The sequence below is a fragment of the Streptomyces graminilatus genome, from assembly GCF_001418565.1.
Classification (GTDB): Bacteria; Actinomycetota; Actinomycetes; order Streptomycetales; family Streptomycetaceae; genus Streptomyces; species Streptomyces graminilatus.
The window spans coordinates 1-14,685 of sequence record NZ_LIQQ01000030.1; the positions used below are offsets into that span (position 1 = coordinate 1).

The 14,685-nt window shown below is 68.8% G+C and carries 15 protein-coding genes, 1 tRNA gene and 1 pseudogene; 6 read left to right on the plus strand and 11 right to left on the minus strand.

What is annotated here, in order from left to right; all coding sequences use genetic code 11:
• Positions 1 to 50: 50 nt before the first annotated feature.
• The 4 genes from AOK08_RS03845 to AOK08_RS03860 form a co-directional block, all read right to left on the minus strand.
• Positions 51 to 782, minus strand: coding sequence for a DUF1707 SHOCT-like domain-containing protein (locus tag AOK08_RS03845; protein ID WP_055523646.1), 732 nt, complete (start codon positions 780 to 782; stop codon positions 51 to 53).
• 32 nt (positions 783 to 814) lie between these two features.
• The gene (locus AOK08_RS03850) at positions 815 to 1,783 is read right to left on the minus strand and encodes an ABC transporter ATP-binding protein (RefSeq protein ID WP_055523664.1); all 969 of its coding nucleotides are present in this window, start codon (positions 1,781 to 1,783) and stop codon (positions 815 to 817) included.
• 90 nt (positions 1,784 to 1,873) lie between these two features.
• Positions 1,874 to 2,791: an ABC transporter permease gene (locus AOK08_RS03855; RefSeq protein WP_422125723.1), complete on the minus strand. Its 918-nt coding sequence runs from the start codon at positions 2,789 to 2,791 to the stop codon at positions 1,874 to 1,876.
• Between the two features lies 1 nt (position 2,792).
• Positions 2,793 to 3,593 (minus strand): ABC transporter permease, encoded by an 801-nt coding sequence (locus tag AOK08_RS03860; protein WP_055523647.1) that lies wholly within the window; start codon positions 3,591 to 3,593, stop codon positions 2,793 to 2,795.
• 214 nt (positions 3,594 to 3,807) lie between these two features.
• Between AOK08_RS03860 and AOK08_RS03865 the strand changes: the two genes are divergently transcribed.
• A complete protein-coding gene (locus AOK08_RS03865) occupies positions 3,808 to 6,789 on the plus strand; it encodes a transglycosylase domain-containing protein (protein ID WP_241826813.1) in 2,982 nt (993 codons plus the stop codon).
• 125 nt (positions 6,790 to 6,914) lie between these two features.
• Here AOK08_RS03865 and AOK08_RS03870 read toward each other — a convergent pair whose 3' ends face one another.
• Entirely contained in the window at positions 6,915 to 7,271 is a 357-nt protein-coding gene (locus tag AOK08_RS03870; protein WP_055523650.1) for a GroES family chaperonin, read from the minus strand.
• 21 nt (positions 7,272 to 7,292) lie between these two features.
• Positions 7,293 to 7,625 carry a DUF3618 domain-containing protein gene (locus tag AOK08_RS03875; RefSeq protein WP_055523666.1) on the minus strand — a complete coding sequence of 111 codons (333 nt, stop codon included), beginning with the start codon at positions 7,623 to 7,625 and terminating at the stop codon, positions 7,293 to 7,295.
• Between the two features lie 171 nt (positions 7,626 to 7,796).
• Between AOK08_RS03875 and bcp the strand changes: the two genes are divergently transcribed.
• The 3 genes from bcp (at position 7,797) to AOK08_RS03890 (ending at position 9,557) form a co-directional block, all read left to right on the plus strand.
• Positions 7,797 to 8,264, plus strand: a complete 468-nt coding sequence (gene bcp / locus AOK08_RS03880; RefSeq protein ID WP_055523652.1) for a thioredoxin-dependent thiol peroxidase — start codon at positions 7,797 to 7,799, stop codon at positions 8,262 to 8,264.
• Positions 8,265 to 8,415: 151 nt separating this feature from the next.
• On the plus strand, positions 8,416 to 9,510 hold the full coding sequence (locus AOK08_RS03885) for an HNH endonuclease signature motif containing protein (RefSeq protein ID WP_157876556.1): 1,095 nt from the start codon (positions 8,416 to 8,418) through the stop codon (positions 9,508 to 9,510).
• Positions 9,475 to 9,557: transfer RNA gene (locus tag AOK08_RS03890), tRNA-Leu, on the plus strand. The genes AOK08_RS03885 and AOK08_RS03890 overlap by 36 nt, the downstream gene beginning before the upstream one ends.
• Positions 9,558 to 9,622: 65 nt before the next feature.
• Here the strand turns inward: AOK08_RS03890 and rdgB are convergent.
• The 4 genes from rdgB to AOK08_RS03910 all read right to left on the minus strand — a co-directional run bounded on the left by rdgB (position 9,623) and on the right by AOK08_RS03910 (position 11,964).
• Positions 9,623 to 10,225, minus strand: coding sequence for an RdgB/HAM1 family non-canonical purine NTP pyrophosphatase (gene rdgB, locus AOK08_RS03895; protein ID WP_055523654.1), 603 nt, complete (start codon positions 10,223 to 10,225; stop codon positions 9,623 to 9,625).
• 60 nt (positions 10,226 to 10,285) lie between these two features.
• Positions 10,286 to 10,714: a hypothetical protein gene (locus AOK08_RS03900; RefSeq protein WP_055523655.1), complete on the minus strand. Its 429-nt coding sequence runs from the start codon at positions 10,712 to 10,714 to the stop codon at positions 10,286 to 10,288.
• 151 nt (positions 10,715 to 10,865) lie between these two features.
• On the minus strand, positions 10,866 to 11,603 hold the full coding sequence (gene rph / locus AOK08_RS03905) for a ribonuclease PH (RefSeq protein ID WP_055523657.1): 738 nt from the start codon (positions 11,601 to 11,603) through the stop codon (positions 10,866 to 10,868).
• Positions 11,604 to 11,706: 103 nt separating this feature from the next.
• Positions 11,707 to 11,964 carry a PTS sugar transporter subunit IIB gene (locus AOK08_RS03910; RefSeq protein WP_277816006.1) on the minus strand — a complete coding sequence of 86 codons (258 nt, stop codon included), beginning with the start codon at positions 11,962 to 11,964 and terminating at the stop codon, positions 11,707 to 11,709.
• Between the two features lie 224 nt (positions 11,965 to 12,188).
• On the opposite strand from AOK08_RS03910, the gene AOK08_RS03915 reads away from it, so the two are divergent.
• On the plus strand, positions 12,189 to 13,439 hold the full coding sequence (locus AOK08_RS03915; protein ID WP_055523660.1) for a PTS transporter subunit EIIC: 1,251 nt from the start codon (positions 12,189 to 12,191) through the stop codon (positions 13,437 to 13,439).
• A 147-nt stretch (positions 13,440 to 13,586) separates the two neighbouring features.
• On the opposite strand, the gene AOK08_RS03920 is transcribed toward AOK08_RS03915, so the two are convergent.
• Positions 13,587 to 14,339 (minus strand): MBL fold metallo-hydrolase, encoded by a 753-nt coding sequence (locus AOK08_RS03920; RefSeq protein ID WP_055523662.1) that lies wholly within the window; start codon positions 14,337 to 14,339, stop codon positions 13,587 to 13,589.
• A 205-nt stretch (positions 14,340 to 14,544) separates the two neighbouring features.
• Between AOK08_RS03920 and AOK08_RS46995 the strand changes: the two are divergent.
• Positions 14,545 to 14,685 (plus strand): annotated as a pseudogene (locus tag AOK08_RS46995) (type II toxin-antitoxin system PemK/MazF family toxin); the annotation flags it as partial.

Sequence of the window (14,685 nt, forward strand, 5' to 3'; positions counted from 1 at the left end):
CCTGAAAGGGCGCGCCAGCCGGGCGGGGTTTCAAGGGATGGGGCAGGGACTCAGCGGTAGTCCGGGTCCGGGCCTTCCAGTTCCCCTCGCCCCGCCCGCCCCTCCCGCCTCTCCCTCCGTTCCAGTTTTCGTTCCTCGCGGCGTTCGTCCCTGAGGCGTTGGCGGTCTGCCTTGGGGAGCTTGCGGGTGATGCCTACACCGCCCCAGAAGGCGAGGCCCTGGATGACGACTCGGGGGGCGCCGGGGTCGCCCAGTACGCCCTCCTGGCTGTGGTCGAAGCCGCCCATGATGCCGATGCCGCGCACGACGACCTCCACACCGGGCGGCACGATCACCGTGATGCCGCCCATGATGGCCACGCAGTTGAGGACCACCTCACCGTCCGTGAAGTTCGCGTCCCTCAGGTCGAGTTCGCCGCCGCCCCAGAAGGTGAACGCGTTGAACCGGCGCGGCACCGTCCAGCGCCCCCTGCGCTGGAACCCGCCCATGATGGCGACGCCCCACTGCGAGGAACCCTCGCCCCCGACGATCCTGTCCGCCCAACCCCCGGTCCCCGCAGGCCGCTTGACCATGTTCACGGCGGGCACGCTCACTCCGGCCCCGGGCAGGTCACGGGTGATCGGCGTCAACTCGCCGTACGTACGCGCCTGGTAGGTCGCGTCGAGCCGTTCCTCGAACTCGGCCATGTCGAGCCGGCCCTCCGCGAGGGCGTCCCGCAGTACCTCGGCGACTCGTTCACGATCGGCGTCGGAGGCGCGCAGCTCCGGAAGGTCGTCCGTCATGAACGCAGCCTACGAGGTCCCCGCGAGGGAGGCTACGAGGCCGCGCGCCCCGCCTTCTCGGCCTGGTCCGCGTACATCTTCGCGATCACCGCCTCGATGTCCGGGTCCCGTACCGACAGGTCCACCAGCGGATACTCCGCCGCGATCCGCGCGACCAGCGGAGCCGCCGACTCCGACGCCGGGAACGCCAGCCACTGACGCGGACCCTCCACCCGTACGACCCGCGCCGACGGCACCTCGATCGGCGGCAGCTCTCGCTCCAGGTCCACGACGAGGGTCCGCTCGCTGTCGCCCACCTCGTGCAGACCGGTCAGCGGGCCGTCGTACATCAGACGGCCGTGGTCGATGACCATGACGCGCGAGCACAACTGCTCGATGTCCTGGAGGTCGTGCGTGGTGAGCAGGACCGTCGTACCGCGCTCGGTGTTCAGGTCGCGGAGGAACTCGCGGACCCGGGCCTTGGAGATGACGTCCAGGCCGATCGTCGGCTCGTCGAGATACAGCACCTCGGGGTCGTGCAGCAGCGCCGCCGCGATGTCGCCCCGCATCCGCTGGCCCAGGGACAGTTGGCGTACCGGCACGTCCAACAGGTCGGCCAGTTCGAGGAGTTCGACGCAGCGGTCCAGGTTCTCCCGGTAACGGGCGTCGGGGATGCGGTACATGCGGTGCATCAGACGGTACGAGTCGATCAGCGGGAGGTCCCACCACAGCGTCGTACGCTGCCCGAACACCACCCCGATGCGCCGCGCGAGGCGGGTCCGCTCCCGGGACGGGTCGATGCCGGCGACGCGCAGCCTGCCCCCGCTGGGCGTGAGGATGCCCGTCAGCATCTTGATGGTGGTGGACTTCCCGGCGCCGTTCGGGCCGATGTAGCCGACCATCTCCCCCCGGGCCACCCGGAAGGAGATCGAGTCGACCGCCCGCACCTCGCGCCGCTCACTGCGCATGAACCCGGTCCGCTTGCGCACGTCGAACACCTTCTCGACGCCGTCCAGCTCGATGAAGGAGTCATGGGAGGAGTCATGGGAGGAGCCATTGAAGGAGTCAGCGAAGGACTCGTTGAAGGACTCGTTGAAGGGACCGTCCACTTGCTAACTCCCCGTGCTCCGGTACGAACGAAGTCCCGCCCGCCAGGCCAGTCCGGCCAGCGCGCAGCAGCCCGCCGCCACCAGCGGCGGCAGGAACGCCACCCACTCCGGCAGGTCGAGCGGATAGGGGCGGCCCAGCACGTACAGCGCGGGCAGCCAGTTGACGAAGGCCAGCGGGAGGACGAACGTCACCCCGCGCACCAGGTCCCGCGCGAACAGGCCCGGCGGATACTGCAACAGGGTGGCCCCGCCGTACGTGAACGCGTTCTGCACCTCGGAGGCGTCCCGCGCCACGAACTGGAAGGCCGCGCCGCCGACGAACACCGCGCAGAAGATCGCCCCGCCGCTGATCACCGTCACCGGCACCAGCAGCACCTTGAGGATCGTCCAGTGGACGTCGTCGAGGGTGAGCAGGGCGTAGCCGAGCACCGCCAGACCCTGGGTGATCCGGCCGAGGCGGCGCAGCGCGAACCGGTCCGCCGCGACCTGCGCGAGCACCGGCGCCGGACGGACGAGCAGTGTGTCCAGGGTGCCGTCGCGGACTCGGCGCCCGAGCCGGTCCATCGACCCGACGACGAGATCGGCGGTCCCGAACGAGATCGCCGACAGCCCGTACAGAAACGCGATCTCGGGCAGCGAGTAGCCGCCGAGCCGGTCGATCCGGGAGAACATCAGCACGATCGCCAGGAAGTCCAGGCCGGTCGCCGTGAGGTTCCCGATCGTGGTCATCACGAAGGAGACCCGGTAGGCCATCGTGGACCGGATCCACATCCCGGCGATCATCCGGTAGGCGCGTACGCCGTCGAGCACCCGCTCCCAGCGGCCGAGGGGCCCGTCGTCCCAGGCACCCCAACCGTCCCGGTCATCGTGTGCACGGCTCCCGGTTCGGACGCCTGTCCCCACCGCGCCGGAAACGCCCACGTCACCCACCCTGAACCACCACCCGCCGAGTAGCCGCCGCCTGTAGGAAACGCCCCGCCGCCAGCAGCGCCACCGCCCACCCGGCCTGGAAGGCGAACGTGCCCACCGGATCCGCCGCCCCGAGCAGGACGTCCGCCGGCGCCTGGATCAGCGCCGCCCACGGCAGGGCCCGTACGACCTCGCCGAGCACCCCGGGAAAGACGTTCAGCGGCAGCACCATGCCGGAGCAGAAGACACCCGCGAGCCATGTCATCTGGACGATGCCCGCACCGTCCATCAGCCAGAACGCGGCCAGCGCCACCAGGAACCGGAAGGAGTAGCTGACCAGCGCCCCCAGCGCGACCGCGACCAGGAACGCCAGCCAGGTCAGCGGGGAGGCCGGGAGCGTCAGGTCGAAGAGCCAGGCGCCGACCGCGAACGGGATCAGCCCGCGGCCCACGAACTGGAACAGGGCCCGCCCCAGATCCTGGGCCAGCCACCACATCTGGAGGTCGGCCGGCCGGTAAAGGTCGATCGCGATGTCACCCGTACGGATACGCTCGATCAGCTCGTCCTCGAAGCCCGTGCCCATCACACACATGGTCGTCAGCAGCGCCTGACCGAGCCATACGTAGGTGAGAGCATCGGACTGGTCGTACCCGCCCAGGTGCGGTCTCTCGTCCCACAGGGCGGTGTAGGTGGAGGCAAGGATCACGCCGAATACGGTGTTCGTGAACACCCCCGCCAGCGTGGCCGTCCGGTAGGTGGCATACCGTCGAAAACCCCCCACCGCGACGGCCGCGTACAACCGCCCAGAACCCACGACACCAGCCTTCCCCAACGCGTCAGGACCGAAGCGCAGGAGCTTAGTCCGCACTCCTGTCCGCCCGCCACGCGTTTTCGGGCAGGAAGCGTGCCCGGGTCAGGGAACTGATCGCCGGGTGCGACAGTCTTGAGGAGGGGGCGCAGAAAACGTTTGAAGTGGTGAAAGAGGTCGTACGGCAACGTGCGACGCGAAACAGGAGTCCGTGCACGACATGAGCGACCAGCCAGAGCCGCAGCAGCCGACGCAGGGCTCGGCACCCAGAAGACCCGACGTGGAACCGGATCTGGAACCCGGCGCACAGCCCGAAGCGACACCGGACGCGGAACCGGAGGCGAGGCCCGGCGGCGTACAGCCCGGCGCGGAACCCGCCGAGGCCCGTGACCAGACACGTGACGAGACCCGTGACGAGGCCCGTGACGAGACTCGTGAAAAGGCCCGTGACGAGGCCCGTGACGAGGCGCCCGCCGAGGAACCTGAGGAGCGGACGGCCGTACTTCGCGTCACGCGGCCGGAGGTACGGACCGCCGCACAGCCCGTCACGCGGCCCGAGGCCAAGCCCGAGGGGCAGGCGCCCGCCGGGGCGCCTGAGGCGCGGACCGTCGCACAGCCCGTCGCACAGGCCGTCGTGGGAGCCGACGCACGCCCCGACCGGCGGGCCGCCCTGCGGGCGAGCCTGCAAGCCGCCGCCGTACAGGCCGGTGCGCAGGCCGGTGCGCAGGCCGAAGCGCAACCCGGCGTGCACGCCGGTGTGGCCGCGGCCGGGATTCCCGGACAGCCCGGAGCGCCCGCGCAGCCCGCGCAGCCCGCGCAGCCGGAGATCGCCCAGGAGGGCAAGAAGGCCAAGAAGGCCAAGCGGCCCCGGCGCAAGGGATGGCGGCGGCTGATCCCGACCTGGCGGTTCCTGCTCGGCGCGTTCCTGTTGTCGATGCTGCTGGTCATGGGCCTGTTCGCGCTCGGCTACTACATGGTGCACATCCCGGCGGCGAACGCGGCGGCCATCAAGCAGAGCAACGTCTACCTCTACGCGGACGGCAGCCAGCTCGCCCGCGACGGCGAGGTCAACCGGGAGAACGTGACACTCGGGCAGATCTCCAAGGACGCCCAGCACGCCGTCCTGGCCGCCGAGGACCGCGACTTCTACACCGAGTCCGCCATCGACCCCAAGGCGATGATCCGCGCCGCCTGGAACACGGTGACCGGCAAGGGCAAGCAGTCCGGCTCGACGATCACCCAGCAGTACGTGAAGAACTACTACCTCGCGCAGGAGCAGACCGTCACCCGAAAGGTGAAGGAGTTCTTCATCTCGATCAAGCTGGACCGGGTGAAGTCCAAGGACCAGATCCTTGAGGGCTACCTCAACACCAGCTACTTCGGCCGCAACTCGTACGGCGAACAGGCCGCCGCCCAGGCCTACTACGGCGTCGACGCCGTCGACCTGACCCCCGGCCAGGGCGCCTACCTCGCCGCGCTGCTGAACGCGCCGAGCGAGTACGACGTCATCGCCCACCCCGAGAACAAGCAGGCCGCGCTCGCCCGTTGGAACTACGTCCTCGACGGCATGGTCAAGCAGGGCTGGCTGACGGAGTCCGCGCGGAAGGCGATCACCTTCCCCGAGCCGAAGCAGTCGATCGTCTCGACAGGCATGTCCGGGCAGCGCGGCTACCTCGTCAAGGCGGTCAACGACTACCTCTTCGACAACAAGATCCTCACCGAGGACCAGCTCCAGGCCGGCGGCTACCGCATCACCACCACCCTGCAGAAGTCCAAGCAGGACGCCTTCGTGAAGGCCGTCAACGACAAGGTGATGAAGAACCTCGACAAGAAGAACAACAAGGTCGACAACTACGTCCGCGCGGGCGGCGTCTCCATCGACCCGGCCTCCGGCAAGGTCGTCGCGATGTACGGCGGCATCGACTACACCAAGCAGTACGTCAACAACGCGACCCGCCGTGACTACCAGGACGGCTCCACCTTCAAGCCGTTCGTGTTCACCTCCGCCGTCCAGAACGGCTCGGTGACCCAGGACGGCCAGCCGATCACCCCGAACACGTACTACGACGGCACCAACAAGCGCCCGGTCCAGGGCTGGAACGGCGGCGAGTACGCCCCCGAGAACGAGGACCAGGGCTCGTACGGCCAGATCACGGTCCGCACGGCCACCAACAAGTCCGTGAACTCGGTGTACGCGCAGATGGCGGTGGACGTCGGCCCCTCGAAGGTCAAGCAGACGGCGATCGACCTCGGCCTGCCGTCCGACACCCCCGACCTCAACCCGTACCCGTCCATCGCGCTCGGTACGTCCACGGCCAGCGTCCTCGACATGGCGGAGGCCTACGCCACGCTCGCGAACCACGGCAGGCACGGCACGTACACGATCGTCGAGGAGATCACCAAGGACGGCGAGGAGGGCGCGGTGGCCCTCCCGAAGCAGAAGACGAAGCAGGTCGTGTCACGGGAGGCCGCCGACACGACCACCGCGGTCCTGCAGAGCGTGGTCGAGGAGGGCACGGCGACCGCCGCCCAGGAGGCCGATCGTCCGGTGGCCGGCAAGACCGGCACGGCCGAGGAGGACACGGCGGCCTGGTTCGCCGGCTACACCCCCGACCTCGCGACCGTCGTCTCGGTCATGGGCCAGGACCCGGAGACCGGCAAGCACAAGTCGCTGTACGGCGCGATGGGCCTCGAACGCGTCAACGGCGGCGGCGCCCCCGCCGAGATCTGGGCCCAGTTCACCAAGGACGCCCTGAAGGGCAAGGCGGCGAAGGACTTCGACCTCCAGCTCCAGGACGGCGCCGACGAAGCGCCGCTCCCGCCCGCCAACCCGTCGCCCGAGCCCGGCACCGACGCCGGCCAGGACAACGGCGGCGCCACGACCGGCGGCGGCCAGGCAACCCCGAGCGCGCCGACCGGGACGCCCACCACGGGCGGCACGACGACGGGCGGGCCCACCACCACGGGCGGCACCCCGACGACCGGCGGCACGACGAACACCGGCGGGACCACCACCACCGGCGGTACGACGAACACGGGCGGCACGACCGACACCGGCGGCGGGACCACCGACACCGGCGGCACCACGGACACCGGCGGCACGACCGACACGGGCGGCGGGACCACCGACACCGGCGGCACCGACGGCGGAACGACGCCGGGGGCGACGGGCGGCGCGCTGCTCCCGGCAAGAAGGAACTGAGGACTGAGGACTGAGGAACTGAGGGAACACAAAAGGGGCTGGTGACGACGGTCACCAGCCCCTTCGTGCTTGCCGCCGATCCAGCGAATTCGAGCGGTCCCGCAGATCCAGCAGATCCAGCAGATCTACAGATAGAGCCCGGTCGAGTCCTCGGAGCCCTCGAAGCGGTCCGCCGCGACGGCGTGGAGATCGCGCTCACGCATGAGGACGTAGGCGACTCCGCGCACCTCCACCTCGGCGAGGTCCTCCGGGTCGTACAGCACACGGTCGCCGGGCTCCACCGTACGTACGTTCTGCCCCACCGCGACGACCTCCGCCCAGGCCAGCCGACGCCCGACGGCAGCGGTGGCGGGGATCAGGATGCCGCCGCCGGACCGCCGCTCGCCCTCGCCGACGTCCTGCCGGACGAGCACACGGTCGTGCAGCATCCGGATGGGCAGCTTGTCGTGATGGGTGCTCTGATCATTGCTTTTGACGCTCACACTCCGAACCTACCTGCCTCGTCAGCCCTTGCGCCGCCGGGACCCCAGGGCCAGCAGCCCGACAAGCCCCACCGCCACAAGAGCGACAGGCACGATGCGCTCGATCCGGGGCGCCCCGTCCTCGTCGACGAACTGTCCCTTGACGTCACCGACGACACGGTTGACGGCGACGTACGCACGCCCGAGGGTGTGATCGATGTTCGAGGCGACCTTGGCCTTGGCGTCACCGACGATGGTCTTCGGGTGCACCCGCACCCCGATCTCGTCGAGCGTCTCGGCCAGCGTCTCGCGACGACGCCTGATGTCCGCCTCGATCTGCGCCGGGGTTCTGCTGCTGTCCGAGGTGTCCGCCACCGTACGCCCTCCGAAGTCCGCTGGATGCATTGCTCACGACAGTCTGTCAGTTCCGCCTCGACCCGCACTGTCAGCACCCCCGGTTAGGCTCGACCAGGCGCCCGCCACGCAGCTTCGCGGACGCGCGAGACAACACCCGAACACGCATGGACGTACGAGGAGACCAGACGGATGAGCGAGCGACTCCAGCCCGGTGACGTGGCCCCGGCCTTCACCCTGCCCGACGCCGACGGCAACGAGGTGTCGCTGGCCGACCACAAGGGCCGCAAGGTCATCGTCTACTTCTACCCGGCCGCCCTGACCCCCGGCTGCACCAAGCAGGCCTGCGACTTCACGGACAACCTCGACGTCCTGGCCGGCGCCGGGTACGACGTGATCGGCATCTCCCCCGACAAGCCGGAGAAGCTCGCCAAGTTCCGCGAGAAGGAGAACCTGAAGGTCACCCTCCTCGGCGACACGGAGAAGGCGGTCCTGGAGGCGTACGGCGCCTTCGGCGAGAAGATGAACTACGGCAAGACGTACATGGGCGTCATCCGCTCCACGATCATCGTGGACGAGGAGGGCAAGGTGGAACGGGCCCTGTACAACGTCCGCGCCACGGGCCACGTAGCGAAGATCATCAAGGACCTGGGCGTCTGAGGTCCCCCTCCGCCCGCTCTGGCGGCCCGCGCCGGTTCAGGTCCGGCACGGGCCGCTTTCGCATTTCGGGCGTGACTGTCCGATAAACGGTTCGTTACTCCGTGCGAGGCCACGAACGGGTGGTCGGGAACCATGGAGGGGACACTCGGCGATGCCATCCACAGACCCGTACGACAAGGAGCGGCTCGCGCGGGCCGTTGCTGAAGCGCGCAACTGGACGGACCTGATGCGGCGGCTCGCTCTCCGGCCCAGTGGAGGTCAGCGGCGCGTGCTTCAGGAGAAAGTCGCCGGTCACAGGCTGGACACCAGCCACTTCGTAAAACGCAGCCCGTGGCGCAAGTACCCGGACACCGCCATCACGGAAGCCGCGGCCTCGTCGTCCTCGCTGCGCGAAGTGGCCCTGAAGCTGGGCGCCACCCCGGCCACCGGAACCCTTTCCCACATCAGGCGTCGTATCGATGCCGCAGGAATCGACATCAGCCACTTCCCCGGAGCGAATCGCGCGGACTTGGACTTGCCCTTCACCTCCGAGGAGTTGAGAGCCGCGGCAGCAGGCGCGACCAGCGTGCGTGGCGTGGCTCGCGCTCTGGGCGTACCGGACGACAGCCGGCCACGTGCGACGCTGAGCCGCATGCTGCGTACGCAGGGCATCAGTACGGAGCATCTCTCGCATCGGCGCGCGGCCATCCCCGAGGACAAGCTTCGCGACCTCGTACCGCGCTCCACGAGCTATGCCGACGTGATGCGTGGCCTCGGTCTGGATGTCAACGACGTCAACCACCGGCGAGTCCGTCGCACGGCAGGACGTCTCGGCCTCGACACCACCCACTTCACGCGCCGAGCCTGGGGTCAACCCGATACCGCCGCGCCCGCACCCACAGCTCCCCGGGTGCTGGTCCTTCTGCCCGCCCACGCGGCCCGGACCAACAGGGCCCAACTCCACCGCGCCCTGAACGAGGTCGGGGTGCCCTACGCGTGCGAGAGCTGCGGCAACACCGGTGAATGGCTGGGCCGCCCCATTACCTTGCAGATCGACCACATCAACGGGGACTGGCACGACAACCGCCAGGAGAATCTGCGGTACCTGTGCCCGAACTGCCATGCACTGACAGATACGTGGTGTCGACGGAAAGAGAAAATGCCGCTCGCCGGACAGCCATGGACCGCCGTACACTTGCAGCCGCCCGTCATGCTCGACGACAGGCGGTCAGCGGCCTTGGCGGAACGGCAGACGCCTCGCATTTAGGGTGCGATGGGAGAAATCCCGTGAGGGTTCGAATCCCTCAGGCCGCACTGACCTTCATTTGAAAGGTCCGGCTTACGACTTCCGTAAGCCGGACCTTTCAAGTACAGGCTCCTCAGCCCAGCAGCTCCCGAACCACCGGCACCAACCCCCGGAACGCCTGCCCCCGATGGCTGATCGCGTTCTTCTCCGCCGCCGTCAGTTCCGCGCACGTGCGTGTCTCGCCGTCCGGCTGGAGGATCGGGTCGTAGCCGAAGCCGCCCGTGCCCTCCGGGGTGTGGCGGAGTACGCCCCTCAGCCGGCCCTCGACCACCCGTTCCGTGCCGTCCGGCAGCGCCAGGGCCGCCGCACAGGCGAAGTGGGCGCCCCGGTGTTCGTCCGCGATGTCCGACAACTGGGCCAGGAGGAGTTCCAGGTTGGCCCGGTCGTCGCCGTGCCGTCCCGACCAGCGGGCCGAGAAGATGCCCGGGGCGCCGTTCAGGACGTCCACGCACAGGCCCGAGTCGTCGGCCACCGCCGGGAGGCCCGTCGCCTGGGCGAGGGCATGCGCCTTGAGCAGGGCGTTCTCCGCGAAGGTGACGCCTGTTTCCTTGACGTCGGGGATGTCGGGGTAGGCCTCCGCGCCGACCAGGTCCATGGGGAGGGCCGCGTCGGCGAGGATCTGCCGCAGCTCGGTGATCTTTCCGGCGTTGCGGGTGGCGAGGATCAGGCGTGTCATGGCGTCCAGTATCCCCGGCTCAATCGTGCCCCTTCACGCCGCTCACGACGGCTGCCGCGGCTACGACGTGCAGACCTTCGTCAACTCGCCCGCCGCGTCCGTGACTCCGCTGACGTCCGGGGTCTGATCGCCGTTCTTGATGGCCGAACTGACGTTGTCCACGGCCTTCTTGAGGTCGTCGACCGCCTTGTTGACGTCGGTGTTGTCCGTCTTGTCACCGAGGTCGTCGAGGCTCTTGTTGATCGCCGACAGGGCCTCGTCCGCCTGCGTCGGGTCGTTCGCCGCGTTCTGTACGGCGTTCTTGAGGTTGGAGACGCTGGTGGCGATGGCGTCGGCGGTCTGGACGCAGTCCAGGGCCTTGTTGACGGCGTCGCACCCGGTGGTGAGCCCGGCGGTCAGTGCGACGGCCGCCACGGTGGTGGCGACGGCGGCGGCACGGCGCCCCTTCGCGAGTCCTCGTGCGCTGCGGATTCGGCGGCTGACTGCCATGGTTCGGGTTCCCTCCGTTTGACGGATCGGGCGTACGGCGCGTGTGCGGCCGTACGCCCATTTTCCTGCGTAGTCCTGGAGACGCGGTGGAGTGGCGGCACGGTTGCCCGCGACCGCCACTGCATTTGGCGCGCCCTTTACCTTTCCGCGCTCACCTTTCCAGGGTCGCGTCCAGTGCCTTGCGCTGGAGTGCCGCCAGGTCCGTGCAGCCGGCGACCGCGAGGTCGAGGAGGGAGTTCAGCTCGTCACGGGCGAACGGTTCGGCCTCGGCGGTGCCCTGGACCTCGACGAAGCGGCCGTCGCCGGTGCAGACGACGTTCATGTCGGTCTCGGCGCGCACGTCCTCCTCGTAGCAGAGGTCGAGGAGCGGGATCCCGCCGACGATGCCCACGGACACCGCGCTCACCGTGCCGGTGAGGGGCTGGCGGCCCGCGCGGATCAGCTTCTTGCCCTGGGCCCAGGTGATCGCGTCGGCGAGGGCGACGTACGCGCCGGTGATGGCGGCCGTACGGGTGCCGCCGTCGGCCTGGAGGACGTCGCAGTCGAGGACGATCGTGTTCTCGCCGAGCGCCTTGCAGTCGATGACCGCGCGCAGGGAGCGGCCGATGAGGCGGCTGATCTCGTGCGTACGGCCGCCGATCTTGCCGCGGACCGATTCGCGGTCGCCGCGGGTGTTGGTGGCGCGCGGGAGCATCGAGTATTCGGCGGTGACCCAGCCCTCGCCGCTGCCCTTGCGCCAGCGCGGGACGCCCTCCGTGACGGAGGCGGTGCAGAAGACCTTCGTGTCGCCGAAGGAGACGAGGACGGAGCCCTCGGCGTGCTTGCTCCACCCGCGCTCGATGGTGACGGGTCGGAGTTGGTCGGGGGTGCGGCCGTCGATACGTGACATGGCGACGAGCCTAGCCGCAACGGCGGGAGGGGCCCTTTCCCGCCGGTGGGAAAGGGCCCCTCAGGGACGAACGTCCGTACTACGCAAGGGCGTTCACATCACGTCACATCAGGTCTTCGATCTCCGCCGCGATCGGGTCGGCGTCCGTGCCGATGACGACCTGGACGGCGGTGCCCATCTTGACGACGCCGTGCGCGCCGGCGGCCTTGAGGGCGGCGTCGTCGACCAGCGAGGCGTCGGCGACCTCGCAGCGCAGCCGGGTGATGCAGCCTTCGACCTCTTCGATGTTGTCGAGGCCGCCGAGTCCGGCGACGATCTTCTCTGCCTTGGTGGACATGTCGTACTCCCTGGTCCGAGCCACTTTGTCGCAGTAACCCACAGTTGACCGATCTTCGCGAGCGGTCCGCCCATGACCCGCGCACGGCCTGCGCAGGGCCTGTGCACGGTCTGCGCACTGTTCGCCGACTGGTCTACACCAGTCTGAGTTCTTTGTGAAATCGCGGGTTCCTTATGTCGCCTTCACCGTGCTACAACATGGTCTACACCACTGACTGGTGTAGACCATGTTCACCCGTTGGAGGAAGTATGAGCACCGCCACCACCACGGCGGTCCCCGCGAAGAAGAGGGGATCCGGCCTGTTCCAGGGCCTGCAGAAGGTCGGCCGCAGCCTGCAGTTGCCGATCGCCGTTCTTCCGGCGGCGGGCATCCTGCTGCGTCTCGGCCAGGATGACGTCTTCGGCAAGGACGGCCTCGGCTGGGACAAAGTCGCCAAGGTGTTCGCGACGGCCGGCGACGCCGTCTTCGCCAACCTGCCGCTGCTGTTCTGCGTCGGCATCGCCATCGGCTTCGCCAAGAAGGCCGACGGTTCGACCGCCCTGGCCGCCCTGGTGGGCTTCCTCGTCTACAAGAACGTCCTGACCGCGTTCCCCATCTCCGAAGCGAAGATCACCAAGGGTGCGGACGTGGCCGCCGCCTACAACGACCCCAAGGTCTTCGGCGGCATCATCATGGGCCTGATCGCCGCGGTCACCTGGCAGCGCTTCCACCGCACCAAGCTCCCCGACTGGCTGGGCTTCTTCAACGGCCGTCGGCTGGTCCCCATCCTGATGGCCTTCATAGGCACCGGCGTCGGTGTCGTCTTCGGTCTGGTGTGGGAGCCCATCGGCGACGTCATCACCAACTTCGGCGAGTGGATGACCGGTCTGGGCGCGGTGGGCGCGGGCATCTTCGGCGCTGTGAACCGTGCGCTGCTCCCCGTGGGCATGCACCAGTTCGTCAACACGGTGGCCTGGCAGGAGATCGGCTCCTTCAAGGATGCCCACGGTGTCGTCTGGCACGGTGACCTGCCGCGCTTCTTCCACGGCGACCCGACCGCCGGGCAGTTCATGACCGGCTTCTTCCCGATCATGATGTTCGCGCTGCCCGCCGCCGCGCTCGCCATCACGCACACCGCCCGGCCCGAACGCCGCAAGGCCGTCGGCGGCATGATGCTCTCGCTCGCACTGACCTCGTTCGTCACCGGCATCACCGAGCCGATCGAGTTCTCGTTCATGTTCATCGCCCCGGCGCTGTACGTCATCCACGCGGTGCTGACCGCCCTGTCCATGGCGGTCACCTGGGCCCTGGGCGTGCACCACGGCTTCAGCTTCTCGGCCGGCGCGATCGACTACGGCCTGAACTGGAACCTCGCCACCAAGCCCTGGCTGATCATCCCGATCGGGCTCGTCTTCGCCGCGATCTACTACTTCACCTTCCGCTTCGCCATCGTCCGGTGGAACCTCCCCACCCCCGGCCGCGAGCCCGAGGAGGAGGTCGAGGACCTCACGAAGGCGTGAGCCGCCTTCGTACGGAAGTACGGACAAAAGTACTGACAGAAGTACTTTCAGAAGTACTGTCAGAAGTACGGAAGTACGGCATGACGAGGGCCCCGGAACCGACCCCCAACAGGTCGGTTCCGGGGCCCTTGTGCGCGTACGGACCCCTCAGATCTCGTACGACACCCTCGGCGCCGCCAGTTCCACCGGGCCTCTGAACACCTCGCGTGCGTCGAGCAGGTTCACCTGGGGGTCGGTCCACGGGGGGATGTGGGTCAGGACGAGCTTGCGCGCGCCCGCGCGTTTCGCCGTCTGGCCTGCCTCGCGGCCGTTGAGGTGGAGGTCCGGGATGTTCTCCTTGCCGTGCGTGAAGGCGGCCTCGCAGAGGAACAGGTCGGTGTTCCGGGCGAGTTGCTCCAGCGTGTCGCTGACTCCGGTGTCCCCCGAGTACGTCAGTGACCTCCCGGCGTGCTCGATGCGGATGCCGTACGCCTCCACCGGGTGACGCACCCGCTCGGTGTGGACGGTGAACGGGCCGATGTCGAAGGTGCTCGGCTTGACCGTGTGGAAGTCGAAGACCTCGCTCATGGAGGAGGCGGTGGGGGTGTCCGCGTAGGCGGTGGTGAGGCGGTGCTCGGTGCCCTCGGGGCCGTAGACCGGGATCGGGTCGCAGCGTCCGCCGTCGTGGCGGTAGTACCGTGCGACGAAGTACGCGCACATGTCGATGCAGTGGTCGGCGTGCAGATGGCTGAGAAAGATCGCGTCGAGGTCGTACAGACCGATGTGGCGCTGCAACTCGCCAAGGGCACCGTTGCCCATGTCGAGAAGCAGCCGGAAGCCGTCGGCCTCTACGAGGTAGCTCGAACAGGCCGATTCCGCGGACGGGAACGACCCCGAGCAGCCGACGACGGTGAGCTTCATAAAGCAGAAACCTCCGCGGGCGGGGAGCGTCAAAACTAACGTGACGGGGTTCTTGCGGTGCGTCGAGCGTAAGGCGCAAAACCTCCCGTCGCTCCTCCGCCAAGGGCTGTTGTGGGCGAACTCACCTGTGCTGTCACCGGTTCGGCTGGACCTGGAGCGGCGGTAGCACGGGCGGGTCGGGGGGTGCGCCGGTACCGTCGTCCGTATGAACACGTCATGGTGGCTCGCCCTGGCGGCCGTCGTGCTGCTCGCGCTGGTCGCGGCGCTGGTGGACGGCTGGGGTCGCGGTCACCGGCGGCGGGGGCGCGGGGGCCGGCCGCCGGTGACCGCGACCCCAGCCGTCCAC